At 52.3% G+C, this 14,634-nt stretch carries 15 protein-coding genes; 10 read left to right on the forward strand and 5 right to left on the reverse strand.

Going from position 1 to position 14,634, the window contains the following annotated elements:
• Positions 1 to 8: 8 nt before the first annotated feature.
• Positions 9 to 2,504: an exosporium glycoprotein BclB-related protein gene (locus PJDR2_RS09810; RefSeq protein WP_015843510.1), complete on the reverse strand. Its 2,496-nt coding sequence runs from the start codon at positions 2,502 to 2,504 to the stop codon at positions 9 to 11.
• A gap of 228 nt (positions 2,505 to 2,732) precedes the next feature.
• Here PJDR2_RS09810 and PJDR2_RS09815 point away from each other — a divergent pair, with 228 nt between their 5' ends.
• Positions 2,733 to 3,854 (forward strand): glycosyltransferase family 2 protein, encoded by a 1,122-nt coding sequence (locus PJDR2_RS09815; protein ID WP_015843511.1) that lies wholly within the window; start codon positions 2,733 to 2,735, stop codon positions 3,852 to 3,854.
• Here the strand turns inward: PJDR2_RS09815 and PJDR2_RS09820 are convergent.
• Entirely contained in the window at positions 3,828 to 4,613 is a 786-nt protein-coding gene (locus PJDR2_RS09820; protein WP_015843512.1) for an AraC family transcriptional regulator, read from the reverse strand. The two genes, PJDR2_RS09815 and PJDR2_RS09820, sit on opposite strands and share 27 nt — an antisense overlap.
• A gap of 150 nt (positions 4,614 to 4,763) precedes the next feature.
• On the opposite strand from PJDR2_RS09820, the gene PJDR2_RS09825 reads away from it, so the two are divergent.
• From PJDR2_RS09825 to PJDR2_RS09840, 4 genes are all read left to right on the forward strand, one after another.
• Positions 4,764 to 5,507 (forward strand): phytanoyl-CoA dioxygenase family protein, encoded by a 744-nt coding sequence (locus tag PJDR2_RS09825; protein ID WP_015843513.1) that lies wholly within the window; start codon positions 4,764 to 4,766, stop codon positions 5,505 to 5,507.
• Between the two features lie 97 nt (positions 5,508 to 5,604).
• Complete coding sequence (locus tag PJDR2_RS09830) at positions 5,605 to 6,030, forward strand: MarR family winged helix-turn-helix transcriptional regulator (RefSeq protein ID WP_015843514.1); 426 nt, start codon at positions 5,605 to 5,607, stop codon at positions 6,028 to 6,030.
• 28 nt (positions 6,031 to 6,058) lie between these two features.
• The gene (locus tag PJDR2_RS09835) at positions 6,059 to 7,882 is read left to right on the forward strand and encodes an ABC transporter ATP-binding protein (RefSeq protein WP_265525123.1); all 1,824 of its coding nucleotides are present in this window, start codon (positions 6,059 to 6,061) and stop codon (positions 7,880 to 7,882) included.
• Entirely contained in the window at positions 7,879 to 8,454 is a 576-nt protein-coding gene (locus PJDR2_RS09840; protein ID WP_015843516.1) for a DUF1697 domain-containing protein, read from the forward strand. The genes PJDR2_RS09835 and PJDR2_RS09840 overlap by 4 nt, the downstream gene beginning before the upstream one ends.
• A gap of 4 nt (positions 8,455 to 8,458) precedes the next feature.
• Here the strand turns inward: PJDR2_RS09840 and PJDR2_RS09845 are convergent, their stop codons facing one another.
• Complete coding sequence (locus PJDR2_RS09845) at positions 8,459 to 9,358, reverse strand: SDR family oxidoreductase (protein WP_015843517.1); 900 nt, start codon at positions 9,356 to 9,358, stop codon at positions 8,459 to 8,461.
• Between the two features lie 142 nt (positions 9,359 to 9,500).
• Between PJDR2_RS09845 and PJDR2_RS33115 the strand changes: the two genes are divergently transcribed.
• A complete protein-coding gene (locus PJDR2_RS33115; RefSeq protein ID WP_083778089.1) occupies positions 9,501 to 9,833 on the forward strand; it encodes a hypothetical protein in 333 nt (110 codons plus the stop codon).
• A gap of 42 nt (positions 9,834 to 9,875) precedes the next feature.
• On the opposite strand, the gene cidR is transcribed toward PJDR2_RS33115, so the two are convergent.
• Positions 9,876 to 10,763 carry a cidABC operon transcriptional activator CidR gene (gene cidR, locus PJDR2_RS09855; RefSeq protein WP_015843519.1) on the reverse strand — a complete coding sequence of 296 codons (888 nt, stop codon included), beginning with the start codon at positions 10,761 to 10,763 and terminating at the stop codon, positions 9,876 to 9,878.
• Between the two features lie 109 nt (positions 10,764 to 10,872).
• Here cidR and PJDR2_RS09860 point away from each other — a divergent pair, with 109 nt between their 5' ends.
• The 3 genes from PJDR2_RS09860 to PJDR2_RS09870 are packed head-to-tail and all read left to right on the forward strand — an operon-like array spanning position 10,873 to position 12,838.
• Positions 10,873 to 11,244 (forward strand): CidA/LrgA family protein, encoded by a 372-nt coding sequence (locus PJDR2_RS09860; protein WP_015843520.1) that lies wholly within the window; start codon positions 10,873 to 10,875, stop codon positions 11,242 to 11,244.
• Entirely contained in the window at positions 11,241 to 11,915 is a 675-nt protein-coding gene (locus PJDR2_RS09865; protein WP_015843521.1) for an LrgB family protein, read from the forward strand. Before PJDR2_RS09860 ends, PJDR2_RS09865 begins: the two co-directional genes overlap by 4 nt.
• Positions 11,916 to 11,941: 26 nt before the next feature.
• On the forward strand, positions 11,942 to 12,838 hold the full coding sequence (locus PJDR2_RS09870) for a DMT family transporter (protein WP_015843522.1): 897 nt from the start codon (positions 11,942 to 11,944) through the stop codon (positions 12,836 to 12,838).
• 29 nt (positions 12,839 to 12,867) lie between these two features.
• Here the strand turns inward: PJDR2_RS09870 and PJDR2_RS32405 are convergent, their stop codons facing one another.
• Positions 12,868 to 13,563 carry a helix-turn-helix domain-containing protein gene (locus tag PJDR2_RS32405; RefSeq protein ID WP_015843523.1) on the reverse strand — a complete coding sequence of 232 codons (696 nt, stop codon included), beginning with the start codon at positions 13,561 to 13,563 and terminating at the stop codon, positions 12,868 to 12,870.
• Positions 13,564 to 13,686: 123 nt separating this feature from the next.
• Between PJDR2_RS32405 and PJDR2_RS09880 the strand changes: the two genes are divergently transcribed.
• Positions 13,687 to 14,583: an alpha/beta fold hydrolase gene (locus tag PJDR2_RS09880; protein WP_015843524.1), complete on the forward strand. Its 897-nt coding sequence runs from the start codon at positions 13,687 to 13,689 to the stop codon at positions 14,581 to 14,583.
• The last annotated feature ends 51 nt before the right edge of the window (positions 14,584 to 14,634 follow it).

The raw sequence follows: 14,634 nt of genomic DNA on the forward strand, positions 1-14,634 counted from the left end.
TTTTATGGTTATACGATGGTTAATCCCGCGCTTGCATATCCGGCAACGGTTGTGGCGATATCCAGCCCCGCTGTGACGGAAGCCGAGAAGACAAGGAGCAGGCGAGTACCCGCTGCTACAGGAATAGAGAGTCCCGTAGTTAGACCGGAAGAAATCGTACCGAGAGCAAGAACTCCTGTCAGAGACGGACTTAAGGTCACCAAGGCACCAGGCACAGCCGTAAACGTATTGTTTGGCGTTGCGGATTCGAAGAGCTGGGCTGTAATAGTTACCGTCGAGCCCACCAGAGTTAAGGCTGCCGTTGTACTGAAGTATGCGGCTAACGAGGTGATTGTTCCGGTACGCGGCGCGGAAAATGCCATGTTCAGAAGCAGACCTGCTGCACCGGTCAAGTCAATTGTGCCGCCTGCAACCGTAACGCCCGCAGCGTTGGTTCCGAAGGCGGTCAATGTAGAGGTGTTCAACAGCCCTCCCAGTACAGTAGTCAAGACGGCAGGCGTACCGGAAGCAAACGGAATAATAGCCCCGGAGCCGGCTGAGCCTGTCGCACCGGTCGCGCCAGTAGCGCCTACGCCAGTAGCTCCGGTAACGCCAGTAGCGCCGGTAGCTCCGGTCGCGCCCGTTGTGCCAGTCGCACCCGTTGTGCCAGTGTCGCCGGTTACGCCCGTTGCGCCAGTAGCGCCCGTTGTGCCAGTCGCGCCCGTGTCGCCGGTCGCGCCCGTGTCGCCGGTCGCGCCAGTGTCGCCGGTAGCACCAGTAGCGCCGGTCGCGCCAGTGTCGCCGGTCGCGCCAGTGTCGCCGGTAGCACCAGTAGCGCCGGTCGCGCCAGTGTCGCCAGTCGCGCCAGTGTCGCCGGTCGCGCCAGTCGCGCCAGTAGCGCCAGTAGTGCCCGTCGCGCCAGTGTCGCCGGTAGCCCCAGTAGCGCCCGTGTCGCCAGTAGCGCCCGTCGCGCCAGTAGCGCCAGTAGCGCCAGTAGCCCCAGTAGCGCCCGTGTCGCCAGTAGCGCCCGTCGCGCCAGTAGCGCCAGTAGCGCCAGTAGCGCCAGTAGCGCCAGTAGCGCCAGTAGCCCCAGTAGCGCCAGTAGCGCCCGTGTCGCCGGTAGCGCCAGTGTCGCCGGTAGCGCCAGTGTCGCCCGTCGCGCCGGTAGCGCCAGTGTCGCCAGTAGCGCCAGTGTCGCCAGTAGCGCCCGTGTCGCCGGTAGCGCCGGTAGCGCCAGTGTCGCCGGTAGCGCCCGTGTCGCCGGTAGCGCCAGTGTCGCCGGTAGCGCCAGTGTCGCCGGTAGCACCAGTGTCGCCAGTAGCGCCGGTAGCGCCAGTGTCGCCGGTCGCACCGGTAGCGCCTGTTGTTCCATTTGCGCCGGTGTTACCGGTGGCCCCAGTCGCGCCAGTATCACCTGTCGCTCCATTTGCACCGGTATTACCAGTCGCCCCCGTAGCGCCAGTCGCCCCCGTAGCGCCAGTGTCGCCAGTAGCGCCGGTCGCGCCGGTAGCGCCGGTCGCGCCGGTAGCGCCGGTGTTACCGGTGGCCCCAGTCGCGCCAGTATCACCTGTCGCTCCATTTGCACCGGTATTACCAGTCGCCCCCGTTGCCCCAGTCGCGCCAGTGTCGCCAGTAGCGCCCGTAGCGCCAGCTAAACCAATGTCACCCGTCACGCCCGTTGCTCCGGTCGCACCCGTTGCTCCGGTCGCCCCAGTCGCGCCGGTAGGATCTCCGGAAAGATATAAATAATCAGGAGAAGAGTCTGGTTCACCTGTTGGATTCGAGACCAGAACTAAATAAGTATCGCCTTCATAGACGACAAGCTGGCCAAAAGGATAAGTCGAAGAACTTAGCGGGTTGTAGACGGTAATGCCGGCGAGACCCGCCCCGGTCGCCCCAGTAGCGCCGGTCGCGCCAATCGCGCCATCTGCCCCGGCTGGACCAACTGGGCCTGCAGCTCCTGCCGGGCCTGCAGGTCCAGCAGATCCTGCAGGTCCAGCGGGTCCGGCAGGTCCGGCAGGTCCGGCAGGGCCGGCAGGTCCCGCAATACCCGCAATACCCGCAATACCCGCAATACCCGCAGGTCCCTGAGGACCGGTTGGACCTTGAGGTCCGGATGACGGGCTAATTACAGGGAGAATAAGGGCAAGCTGGCGGGAAATGGTCCGGATCTGGCCAATGAGGGAGTCCTTGGAGGCTGGAGGAATATTAAATAATAATGCGTCCGCTCCAAGTATATTGATAAGAGACTCCGTTAAAATAACCGTCCCAAGCGGAGAAAATGGCGCAGTTTCGACAAGGGTAATCTGATTTTCCAGAAGGGAAAGCAGCGCGGACTGTTCATCAGCATCAAAATCAATGCTTAATACAAGTGATCGAAGCTCGTTTAAAATGGTATTCAGTTGAGATACGCGGCTAGATGTCGGGTTCTCTAGAACATTTGGCAGCAGATTGGACAAATCGGTTAATAAATTTTGCAAGGAACCTAATTGTGATGCCGTAATTGGAATTGGACCAGTGGCCATCCTTTTATCACTCCTCTAGATGTACGTTTGTCTTCTGACATTGCTCAGGCTAGCGGCAAGCTTTCTCCTTCCCACTTCACCTCACCGCATACGCCCGGAAATTGGAATATTGAAAAGTATGTTCCATAAATTAGTAATATTCTTTATGGCTAAACGAAAAAGAAGACTTGTCTATCGAGAACTGTCGGAACTCGGCGGAAAAATTCGAATAAAGGAGGGTTTTGGGCAATGATCAGTATCAGCCTTTGTCTCATTGTGAGGAATGAAGAGGATGTTCTGGCACGGTGCCTGGATTCGGTGAAAGGAATTGCAGACGAGATTATTGTGGTTGATACAGGATCCGTGGACAGGACTAAAGAAATTGCTTCCGATTATACGCCAAAGATCTACGATTTCGAGTGGATCGATCACTTTGCCGCTGCACGGAACTTCGCTTTCGGGAAGGCAACTTGCGAATACATATTGTGGCTGGATGCGGATGATATTTTTAAAGAAGAGGAACAGGTTAAGCTGCTCGAGCTAAAGGCATCCCTGTCAACGGAAGTGGACACCGTATCGATGTTATACAATTTAACGCAGGACGAGACCGGAGCGGTAACAAACAGGCTGCGCCGCAACCGGTTGGTGAAGCGTTCGCGTCAGTTCCGATGGATTGGTGCCGTTCATGAATATTTGGAAGTATACGGGGCCGCGTTCGCTGCCGATATTGCGGTTACTCATGCCAGTACAAGACATGATAATGACCGGAATCTGCGTATCTACGAGCAACGTCTTGCCAAGGGCGATGAATTAAGTCCAAGAGACTTGTATTATTACGCCAATGAATTAAAGGATCATAGCCTCAATGAAAGAGCAGTCCATTATTACAGTCTGTTCCTTCAATCTAAAAGAGGATGGGTAGAGGATAACATAGCGGCTTGCGGCAAGCTTGCGGACTGTTATGCGTCATTGGGGAATCAAGAGCTGGCGCTGGAATCCGCACTCCAATCCTTCAGCTATGGAAGTCCAAGGGCAGACAATTGCTGCCGGATCGGTTATTACCATCTGCAAGTCGGCGCCTATGAGACGGCCGCTTTCTGGTATGAATCGGCATTGCGGGCGCCAAGGCAGGATGAGGCATGGTCCATGCAAAATACATCCTGCTCAACCTGGCTGCCTCATCTTCAGCTCTGCGTCTGTTATGACAAGCTTGGGGAGTGGCTGAAAGCATACGAGCATAATGAAATCGCACGCGCCTACCGCCCGGATCATCCGTCCGTTCAACATAATAAAACCTACCTCGAAGGGCTGCTTTTACCGGCGCAAACGTTGGAACCATCCGACTTAAGCCTTACGCAGACCGCTCCATGATAATTGCCGAATCTCGGAGGCGGTCCGGCCGGTAGCTTGCTTAAGCTGTCTTGCAAAATGATGGGAGGTCTTAAAGCCGCTGCGCTGAGCAATCTCCGTAACGGTAAGACCTGTATTGTTGAGCAGTTCTACCGCTTTCTGAATACGGTAGCCCCATAGATATTGGAAGGGCGTAGTCTGCTCATATTGCTTAAACAGTCTTGCCAGATGCTCGGGAGAAACGTTTGCGGCAGCTGCTATTTCTTTTAAAGTCACTTCTTCGGCGAAATGCTCGTGAATCCAGGCTAATGCCGAATAAATCGCCGGATGCTTCTCCTTCTGCTCCAAAGACCGTCTGGATTCAATTGGATATAAATGCAAAGCGGCTAGTCCAAGCTGCTGCATGACGGGGGCGGTTGGCAGAGCATCCCGCTGAAGACGGAGCAGGAGATCCGTAAGCCGGTTCATTTCTTCGGTAAGCGGCAGGCATTCCGGCAGCAGCCGGAACGATTCCCGGGTCTGTTCCGCAAGCTCAGGCACATGTACCGCAATCCAGCGGTGCCAGGTATCTTCGGTTTTCGAGAAGACGAACTGCTCTTCATGCCCGGGCAATAGCAGAACGACATGTCCGGGCTGGACGCTGAGCTCCCGGCCGTCGATAGTAACGGACATCTCTCCGGTATACAGCATCACAAGCTGAAAATCCTGCTGGATACGGGGACCAAACTTACCCCCCGGAGGGTAAACGACGGAGCCGGCTACGGCTGAAGCTACATACATAAGATCACCTCAGATTAATTGTAAGTCCTAAGAACAAGAAATATCAATCACAGATACAATTGTGTAATTTGCAGCCATTGTCCGGATTGGGTAGCGGGAGTACGATGAGAGTATCGCTCGAGCAATATGAATCATAAAGGAGAATGATTTGTGAATACAACTTATACGGCTCCGCTTACTCCCCTTACGGATGAACAGATTGCCTTTTTCAGAGAGAACGGATATTTGTTATGGAAGAAGGGCATGTCCAGTGATTTGATTGATGCCTTTAACGGACACATTTACGATATCAGGAACCAGCCGCAGGTACCGGAGTGGGCGGCTTGCGAGGAGTCGAAGAAATATTCGCTGCGTCTCTTTAACTCCCATAAGCATGACAGCATGTCCAGGCAGCTGATGAAGCATGCTCTTGTCCGCGGAGCGCTGGCGCAACTGATGGGCAAAGAAGCGGTATGCGTGCAAAGCATGTATTTCTACAAAGAGCCTGGATCGCCCGGTCAGGCTGCCCATCAGGATTACTACTACATCAAGAATGATCCGATGACGATGATTGCCGCATGGACGGCGATGGAGGATATGATCGATGTCGAGAACGGCTGCTTGTGGGTAATGCCGGGCACCCATAGGCTTGGGCTGCTGCCGCATGGCTCGGTCAAAAACATCGAGGAGCATGAGCCCTGGACCGAGGAAACGGAAGGCGTGGATACAAGCAAACAGATTCCGGTTGTGATGGAGAAGGGAGATATCTTGTTTTTCAGCGAACTGCTTATCCATTCGTCAGGAAAAAACCGGAGCAAGGATCGCTGGCGCCGTTCCTATGTATGCCATTACATTCGCGAGGACTCCCATGTGCTTCACCGGGAGGATTTGCGCCAGAAATATCCCTTATATTAAGAAGAAAAGAAGAGGGCTGGCAGGCCCTCTTCTTTTTGCGTATAATTAGTTTACAACCGTAACGGTTCACAATGATAACTAAGAAGGTGTTTATAAGATGGCAGCAGATGCAATGGATATTTACCAGTCTTTTTTCCGGATTACCCGGCAACTGAAGAAGCTGGCTTTTCACAGTGCGGCTAACCTAGGTTTAACCGTTCATCAGATCAATATTTTGGAGTCGGTGCGACTGAACCCGGGGCAAAAGCAGAAGGAACTGACGGAGAAGCTTGTATTCGCCAAAAGCCGGGTCAGCGTTCATATTGACCAGCTTGCCCTGAAGGGGCTTCTCGTACGGGAGCCCTCCGAGCAGGACCGGAGAGAGATCCAGCTGTTTATCACGCCAGCCGGCGAAGAGTTGTGCGAGTTGTACAATCAGGAGGCGGCTTCTTATAAAGCCTTGAGCAGCGCGCTTGAGAACTTGTCTCCGGATGATGTCGATAAGCTGCATAAGCTTCATCAGCAGATCCTGAGCCATCTCTAAGCGAACGCTTACGAAAGAAGGGGTTCCGATGTCCAGAATGTACGGAGGTCCAGGGGGAATGGGCTTTAACAAGATGAAGTTTGATGACGGAGCGAAGCCGAATATCACAAAAGCGATGCTCGTCCGCATCTCCGCTTATTTTGTCCCTTACTGGAAACAGACCGTAGTTGTATTGTTTATTTTGCTTCTTTCTTCGGGATTGGGGCTGCTGCCGCCGATTTTTATCCAGCATATCGTGGACGATGCGCTTCCGAATAAAGATATGAGGCTGCTCGTGGAGCTGGTGCTTATATCGCTTGCCGCAACCGTTGCGTCCAGCCTGCTTGGCGTGCTGCAGAGCTATCTCAATTCCTATATTTCGCAAAATATCGTATACGACATGAAAAACCAGATGTACCGCCACCTGCAAAAGATGCCGCTGCAATTCTATTCCAACGTGAAGCAGGGAGAAGTCATCACGAGAATGACAAGCGATATTTCCGGCATTCAGGGGGTGTTCAACAGCACTGTCGTAAATTTTGCGAGCAACCTGTTTATTCTTGCTACAACGCTTGGAACGCTGTTCGTCATGAACTGGAAGCTGGCTATACTAGGGATGGTTGTTGTTCCCCTGTTTCTTTTTCCAACGCGCAAAATGGGCCGTGTCCGCTGGAAAATCGCCAAAGAGACCCAGGAGAAAATGTCCGAGCAGAACCATATTATTCAGGAAACGCTTAGCATCAGCGGTTATCTGCTGATGAAGCTTTTCACGAAGGAACGGAAGGAATACGAAGGCTTTAAGGCCGTGAACGCAGAATCCACCCGACTGCAGATCAGGGAATCCATGGCCGGCCGCTGGTTTATGATGCTGCTGTCCACGTTTACAACGATTGGTCCGATGCTGATTTACTTATACGGCGGATATTTATATATTCAAGGCGAAATTTCAGTCGGCGAAATTATCAGCTTTGTTGCTTTGCTTGGGCGGATTTACGGACCGTTTGGCCAAATGACGAATTTGTACGTTGATATCAACCGTTCGATCGCTTTGTTTGAACGGATCTTCGATTATTTCGATATGGAACCGGTTATCGTCAATAAGCCGGAGGCGCTGCCAGCGGATATTTCCGGGCAGGATATTGAGTTTGTGGATGTAAGCTTTGCTTATCTGAAAGATAAACCCGCTCTGAGGAATATCTCGTTTACGGCCGAATCGGGGACAATGACAGCTCTAGTTGGTCCAAGCGGGGCGGGAAAGACGACCATTACGAACCTGCTGCCGCGGCTGTATGAGCGCAGCTCGGGCCGTATCCGAATTGGCGGAACGGATATCAAGGATATGACGCTGGAATCGCTCCGGTCGCAGATTGGCCTGGTTACCCAGGACAGTTATCTATTTAACGGGACGATCCGGGAAAATCTGATGTACGCCAATGACGAAGCTTCGGAAGAGGAAATGCGGGTGGCATGCAAAGCGGCCTATATCCATGAATTCATTATGGAGCTTCCGGATGGCTACGATACGGTAGTAGGCAACAGGGGGATGAAGCTGTCGGGCGGGGAAAAGCAGCGGATTTCCATTGCGAGGGTCCTGCTCAAAGACCCGGCAATAATTATTTTGGATGAAGCGACATCCTCGCTTGATACGGTATCGGAGTATTACATCCAGAAGGCAATGAGCGTTCTGCTGCAGAATAAGACAAGTATCGTGATTGCGCACCGGTTGTCTACCATTATGGCGTCCGATCAAATACTGGTCGTGCAGGACGGAGCAATCGTGGAAAAAGGCCGGCATGAAGAGCTGCTTCTGCAAAACGGGGTATACAAAGACCTGCATGCGAAGCAGTTTGAGAGGATGAAGGAGGAACTATGAGCGTAAAAATTGCATTGCTGCGCGGCATTAATGTCGGCGGGAAAAACAAAATCAAGATGGCCGACTTGCGTGAGGCATTGACCGCAATGGGATTGCATGAGGTGCAGACGTATATTCAGAGCGGCAATATTTTGTTCAAGTCGGATGAGGATGAAGGTGTGCTGCGCAGCAGGATCGAGCAGCAAATTGAAACGGTGTTTGGTCTTTCAATCAAGGTTATTATGCGGACAGCGGAGGAGTTGCGCGTTATCGCCGCAAGCTGTCCGTTTAGCGAAGAGCAGCTTGCGGCGGCGGCGGCCACGGCGCAGGGGGAATACCTGTATGTGTCGATGATGCTGGAAGAGCCGGCAGCCGGACAGCTCGAGAAGCTTCAATCGTTTGTAACGGCGGAGGAGGTCTTCGGCAGCAAGGGACGGGATCTGTATTTGCTCTTCTATCAAACGGTGCGTAATTCCAAGCTTGCGGTAAAAGCGGAAAAGCTTGGCGTGCATTCGACCGTCCGCAACTGGAACACGATTAACAAGCTTGTATCGCTCGCGGACGGGATGGAATCATCTACGTCTCCGTCATGACTCTCTACGTCTCCGTCATGACTCCGCCGTTCACATGCAGGACTTGACCGGTAACAAACGAGGAATCGTCGGATGCGAGATAAATATAAGTAGGCGCTAGCTCGAACGGCTGGCCGGCGCGTTTCATCGGCGTCTCCAGGCCAAAGGTTTTGACATATTCAGCCGAGTAGCTGGATACGATAAGCGGCGTCCAGATCGGACCGGGGGCAACGGCATTTACGCGTATGCCGCAGCCTACGAGCTGGAGAGACAAGGAACGGGTGAAGGAGACGATAGCTCCTTTCGTGGAGGAATAATCAACCAACAGCGGTGCTCCCGCATAGGCAGTAACGGATGCCGTGCTAATAATGGAGCTTCCGGCCTTCAGATGGGGAAGCGCAGCTTTCGTCAAATAGAAATGAGGGAAGATGTTTGTCCTGTACGTATCCTCGAGCTGCTCGTTAGAGATGTCCAGAATGCATTTTTGCGGGAATTGTACGCCTTGATTCAAGACGAGGATATCCAGACATCCGTAACACTCGATTGTTTGTTGTACAACCTCTGAGGAAAATTCCGGCTTTCTAAGATCGCCTTCGATCAACAGGCAGCGTCCTCCGTATTGCTCTACCATCTGCTTGGTTGCCAGCGCGTCTTCGCGTTCGTATAAATAAACGATTGCGACATCCGCGCCTTCCTTGGAAAATCCGATCGCAACGGCGCGGCCAATTCCGCTGTCACCGCCTGTAATAATCGCAACCTTGCCTTTCAGCTTTCCGCTGCCCTTGTATCCCGGGTTATCCGAGATCGGAGTCGGATTCATGAGATATTCCAGGCCGGGCTGTCGGTCCTGATGCTGCGGCGGGAAAGTTACCGGTACCTGCTGACACTTGGTTTCCTGGCTGTAATAAGGATAAATAGGGATCATGTTGGTCCTCCAAAACAGAAAAGTTGCTATAGGATATTCGCCTATTCCCGGGAAGGTGTACGGTTGCCTATACCAACCCCTAGGTATTGGCATACGCTAACGCAGGCATTCAATTACTTTTCTGATAAAGGAGTAATTTCAAATGACGAAATCTAATCGGACATTTGTCCCGGGAGGCTTTCAACCAGGCGGTTTTCCACCGGGTGGATTCCCGCCGCCGTGGGGCTGGCAGCCGCAGCCGCCGCGTCCTCCATGGTGGGGATGGGGACAACCGCCGCGTCCGCCGTGGTGGGGATGGGGACCACCGCCGCGTCCGCCATGGGGCGGCCCTGGATTTGGGCCAGGACCAGGCGGTCCGTGGATGGGTCCAGGTGGACCGGGAGGTCCTGGCGGCCCAGGCGGCCCAGGCGGCCCAGGTGGCCCAGGAGGTCCAGGCGGCCCGCCTCCGGGACCGCGGGTTAGCAGAAATAAATAATTAATAATAAAGAAGTCGTCCAATTCATGGGCGGCTTCTTTTTCAAGACTGCTGCAGCGCCTCCATGGCAAAAGCAATCCATTCGCGCGTAGCGAACGACTGGTAGCTGTCGCGGCGCCAGATCATGGCCAGATGCCAGGGAATGCTTGGCGAGGTCAGAGGGATGATGCGAAGCCGTTCCAGATCGAGCTCGCGGCATATCGCCTCGGGCAGCAGCGCGATTCCCAGCTTTGCGGCTACCATCTCGCTGATGAAATCCCATTGGGTGCTCTTGAAGACGACATCCGGCTGGAATCCCAGCTTCTCGCATTCGGCGATGATCCGGTCATGCAGAGTAAATTCCTCATGGAAGAATAGAAAGGGCTCTTCCTTAAGCTCGATAAGCGGCACTTCACTCCGGCTGGCTAGCTTATGCGAGGGAGGGACAACCAGCATCAGGTCCTGCCGCAGGAAGCAGAAGGATTCGAACTTCTCATCATTAGTCGGGAGCAGAATAACTCCGATATCGAGCGCGCCCGAACCTACGTCGGCTTCGACTTTTTTAGCACCGTGCTCAAACAGCTGCATCGTAATTTTGGGATACTTCTCGCGGAACTTTCCGATGATACGGGGGAAAAAGGTGACCCCAACCATAGGCGGCAGGCCAATGCGGATATGGCCGACCTTAAGCTCCATAAGCTCGGACAGCCGCGAATTCATATTGCCGAACGATTGGACCATTTGCTGGGCTTGCTCGAGCAGAATCGAACCGGCATCGGTTATTACGATTTTTTTGCCGACCCGTTCGAATAGGACAACTCCCAGCTCTTCCTCGAGATTTTTGATCATTTTGCTGATGGTCGGCTGAGTAATATAAAGGGATTGCGCGGCTTTGGTGAAGCTTTGGAAGCGGGCGGCTTCCACAAAATATTGCAAGTGTCTTATATCCAAGAGCAAGCTTCTCCTTATCCATAGATAATTGGAATGAAAACCATTCTGTAAATGTATTTTACCTATGAAAAAGGCTGCTGTACACTTCCTTTAAAGGGAGTTGGCCGTTATGCGTTACGTGGTAAAATTATTAATTCAGGTTTTGTTCTTTATTGTATTCTCGTGGCTGATGAACCACCTAGTTGAATGGCTTCACCTGCCTGTTCCCGGCAGCATTCTGGGCATGCTCATTCTGTTTATCTTGCTGCAGGCAAAGATTATTCCGCGCGAATTTGTGGAGTCCGGCTCCGATTGGCTTATTGCCACCATGCTGCTCTTTTTTATTCCGCCCGCGGTTGGCATTATTGGCTACAAGCAGCTTATTATGAGCGCAGGCGTACAAATCGCGCTTGTTATTACGTTGGGTACCGTTATCGTCATGTTATGCAGCGGACTGGTAGCTCAGCAGGTTGCTAAACGCAAGGAGGAATCACACGGATGATTATTGCGGCCGTAAGCCTGCTTCTTACCGTTATTGTATATATATTGGCCCAAAAGATTTACCGTTATAAACCGATAATGCTGTTATCGCCGTTAATTGTGACGCCAGTGGTGCTGATTGTGCTGCTGGCGGTGACGAGAACCAGTTATGCCGACTATAACACAGGCGCGCACTGGCTGTCGGATATGCTGGGTCCGGCAACGATTGCGTTTGCAATTCCGTTGTCCAGACATTTTAATCTCATCAAAAAGCATGCGGCCCAGATCATAATCAGCGTATTAACCGGCTCGGCTGCCGCCGTTGCTTCTTCTTTATGGCTGGCGCAAGGCCTTGGTCTAAATGACAAAATCATTTACAGTCTTATTCCGCATTCCGCAACAACGCCGATCGCGATGAATGTATCCCAATCCATTGGCGGCATTCCGACAATTACGGCCGTTGCCGTGATGATAACTGGGATATTCGGCTCTCTGGTAGGGCCGCCCGTTATCCGTCTGTTCCGGATCCGCAATGAGGTCGCGCGTGGTGTTCTGCTCGGAACAAGCGCGCATGGGGCAGGAACGTCCAAAGCGTTTGAGCTTGGCAGCATCTCGGGCACCGTATCCAGCGTGTCGATGATTTTGACGGCTATTATTACCTTATTTCTAACGCCGATTCTATTGGGACATTAAAGCATCATCAGAGAGGAATATTCAACATGCAAACCTTATCGAAGCGGCAAACCGTATTACTTATTACTTTCTTGGTGCTGGTATGGGGGATAAACTGGCCGCTTTCCAAATACGCGCTTCATTATATGCCGCCTATATTGTTCTCGGGGGTCAGAACCTTACTTGGAGGCGTACTTCTCCTTGCTGCCGCGGTTCCAAGGTACCGACGTCTGCAATTTCGGAAGACCTGGCCGATTTATCTCCTGTCCGCAGTCGTAAACGTTGTGCTGTATTACGGGCTTCAGACGATTGGCATCCAGTATTTGCCGGCCGGCTTGTTCTCGGCGATTGTTTTTCTACAGCCTGTATTGGTTGGGCTTTTCTCTTGGTTATGGCTTGGCGAGTTGATGAACGGGTTAAAAGTAATCGGCCTTGTTCTGGGTTTTGCAGGCGTAGGGGTTATATCAAGCGGGGCGAGTGGCGCTACCGGGCATATTTCCGTGGCGGGTATTCTGCTGGCGCTTGGCTCAGCATTAAGCTGGGCACTGGGTACGATCTATGTGAAGAAGTCCAGCGGCAAGGTCGATAATATCTGGCTCGTTACGATGCAGCTCATAATCGGCGGAGTGTTTATGACCGGGCTTGGCTCTGTTACCGAAAGCTGGTCGGAGGTGGAATGGAGCGGCCGATTTATCTTCAGCCTGTTATTTATCTCCATCTTTGTTATCGCGCTTGGCTGGCTTGTCTTCTATAAGCTGATGGATTCGGGAGAGGCGAGCAAGGTAGCATCCTTTACCTTTCTGATTCCGCTGGTCGCTATCTTGATCGGAACCATGTTTCTGCATGAGCCGTTCACCTATTCGCTGTTAGCCGGACTTGCGTTGGTGCTTGGCAGCATCTATCTGGTAAATCGGCCACGACGCCTCAACGCTGTTCTTTCCTAATAAAAAACCGCCTGCAAAGGCGGTTTTTATTATTGGTTTGTCCGGATAAACGGATGATCATGGATATCGAAGGCTTCATAAGCTTTGCCGACCATATCCTTGTCCTTGTCGAACAGATGGGCCGCTTTATCGAAAATGCCGCTTGCTTTGGCTACATGATTTAATTGCTCCACCATAAACTCCGAATTGCAAAGCACAAGTACCTTTTTACTATATGCGGTAAGCTCCTGTTGGAATTGTACGGCTCTTTCCGCCACTTCGGGGGAATAAACGACTGGCTCACCGTCGGATGTTACCATGCCGCGATGATCCACCAGCACGTCAAGCTCGTCTTTCCCGTATGCGGAGCAAATGCCAAGCACGATATTGGACATGTACTCTACGTCCTGCTTACCCGATGCCAGGCCGTTTACCTGGAACGACAGCAGCTTTTTATCCGGATCCAGCGTGTAATGCACCCGGTCTTTGAAAGGAACGATGAAGTCTTTCGGCTGATAGGCTTGCTTGGGAGAGAAGCGCTCGCCCGAGAATAGATAGGCAACGCCGATTTGCAGGGCAGAGGCAATCTTCTCGATATTGATTATGCTGACATTCCGTTCCCCGCGCTCAACGCCGCTTATGTAACTCCGGTCAAGACCAGCCCGATAGGCTAAATGCTCCTGTGACATTCCGCTCCGGGCGCGCAGTTCTTTGATTCTCTGTCCAAATTCGATGCGAATATCCACGTTAGTCCGCCCCCAGAATCTAGTATTCTCCTTTGAGATTATCTGCAATGTGACTTAAAGTCAACAGACGGATGGACGTAATGGCGATATGATAGATTCAGTTCATTGTCGTAGGAGGATTCTATGCCATTTATCCAATTACGGGATATTCCGGTCAACTATCAGATATATAATGCGGAATCCGCTTCGGAAACGATTGTTTTGATACATGGATTGGGACTTAACCAGGAAATATGGGAGCCTATTCTTCCCTATATGAAGGAGCATTACCGGGTTGTTCTGCTGGATCTGCGGGGACATGGCCTGACGGGGAGAGGCGATGTTCCGGTAAGCTGGGAGTTATTTGCCGAAGATTTGCGTATGCTGCTGACCAAGCTCGAGCTTGGTCCGGTTCACCTGCTCGGACATGGCTTTGGCGCAAGCCTAGCCGTAAAGTTCAGCCTAGAATATGCGGAGCTGGCGAAAAGCCTTATTCTGCTGTCGACGCCCGCCTTCTTGCCAAGAAATACGGTAGCGTCCATCATCCACGGCCGCAAGCAGCTGATAAGCAAAGGATCCATGCTGAATCTTGCGGAAAGCTTGGTTAGCGGAATTTTCAAGCTGACGGAGGAAAATGCATTATACCGTAAAATCATAGCGGGCTATATGGCCGTGTCGCCGGAGACTTATTTCGATACATTCGAATTGTATGCGGAATCGCCGGTAAACGAGGATTTCGCGCAATTAGCCCATCCTACGCTGACGTTAATCGGCTCGGAGGATTCGATCTCCCTGACATCCAATGCGCTGTCCTCGCAGCTGCTTATGCATTCGTCCGTCGTTGTGGTTCCCGGCGCGACCAATACGTTGTTCATTGACCAGCCGCAATTTACGTTTGAACGGATTCACGAGTTTATTACGGATCCAACGCAAGTGGTAACGGATTACGCCTCCTTCGAATGTCATGTCGCGAAATACGTCATGCAGTATTTCAACGATGCTTTTGAACAGGTTTTGAACAAAAAGGCGGTACAGGCTTAAGGCCTGTATCGCCTTTTTTGGTTTATAATAGAACATAATTGCTCATAGGAT

It is taken from the genome of Paenibacillus sp. JDR-2, assembly GCF_000023585.1.
In the GTDB taxonomy this organism is placed as follows: domain Bacteria; phylum Bacillota; class Bacilli; order Paenibacillales; family Paenibacillaceae; genus Pristimantibacillus.

Bases quoted from the DNA above. Each gene is read 5' to 3' on its own strand.
- PJDR2_RS09810 (WP_015843510.1), bottom strand. From the start codon at position 2,504: ATGGCCACTGGTCCAATTCCAATTACGGCATCACAATTAGGTTCCTTG.
- PJDR2_RS09815 (WP_015843511.1), top strand. From the start codon at position 2,733: ATGATCAGTATCAGCCTTTGTCTCATTGTGAGGAATGAAGAGGATGTT.
- PJDR2_RS09820 (WP_015843512.1), bottom strand. From the start codon at position 4,613: ATGTATGTAGCTTCAGCCGTAGCCGGCTCCGTCGTTTACCCTCCGGGG.
- PJDR2_RS09830 (WP_015843514.1), top strand. From the start codon at position 5,605: ATGGCAGCAGATGCAATGGATATTTACCAGTCTTTTTTCCGGATTACC.
- PJDR2_RS09835 (WP_265525123.1), top strand. From the start codon at position 6,059: ATGTCCAGAATGTACGGAGGTCCAGGGGGAATGGGCTTTAACAAGATG.
- PJDR2_RS09840 (WP_015843516.1), top strand. From the start codon at position 7,879: ATGAGCGTAAAAATTGCATTGCTGCGCGGCATTAATGTCGGCGGGAAA.
- PJDR2_RS09845 (WP_015843517.1), bottom strand. From the start codon at position 9,358: ATGATCCCTATTTATCCTTATTACAGCCAGGAAACCAAGTGTCAGCAG.
- PJDR2_RS33115 (WP_083778089.1), top strand. From the start codon at position 9,501: ATGACGAAATCTAATCGGACATTTGTCCCGGGAGGCTTTCAACCAGGC.
- PJDR2_RS09860 (WP_015843520.1), top strand. From the start codon at position 10,873: ATGCGTTACGTGGTAAAATTATTAATTCAGGTTTTGTTCTTTATTGTA.
- PJDR2_RS09865 (WP_015843521.1), top strand. From the start codon at position 11,241: ATGATTATTGCGGCCGTAAGCCTGCTTCTTACCGTTATTGTATATATA.
- PJDR2_RS09870 (WP_015843522.1), top strand. From the start codon at position 11,942: ATGCAAACCTTATCGAAGCGGCAAACCGTATTACTTATTACTTTCTTG.
- PJDR2_RS09880 (WP_015843524.1), top strand. From the start codon at position 13,687: ATGCCATTTATCCAATTACGGGATATTCCGGTCAACTATCAGATATAT.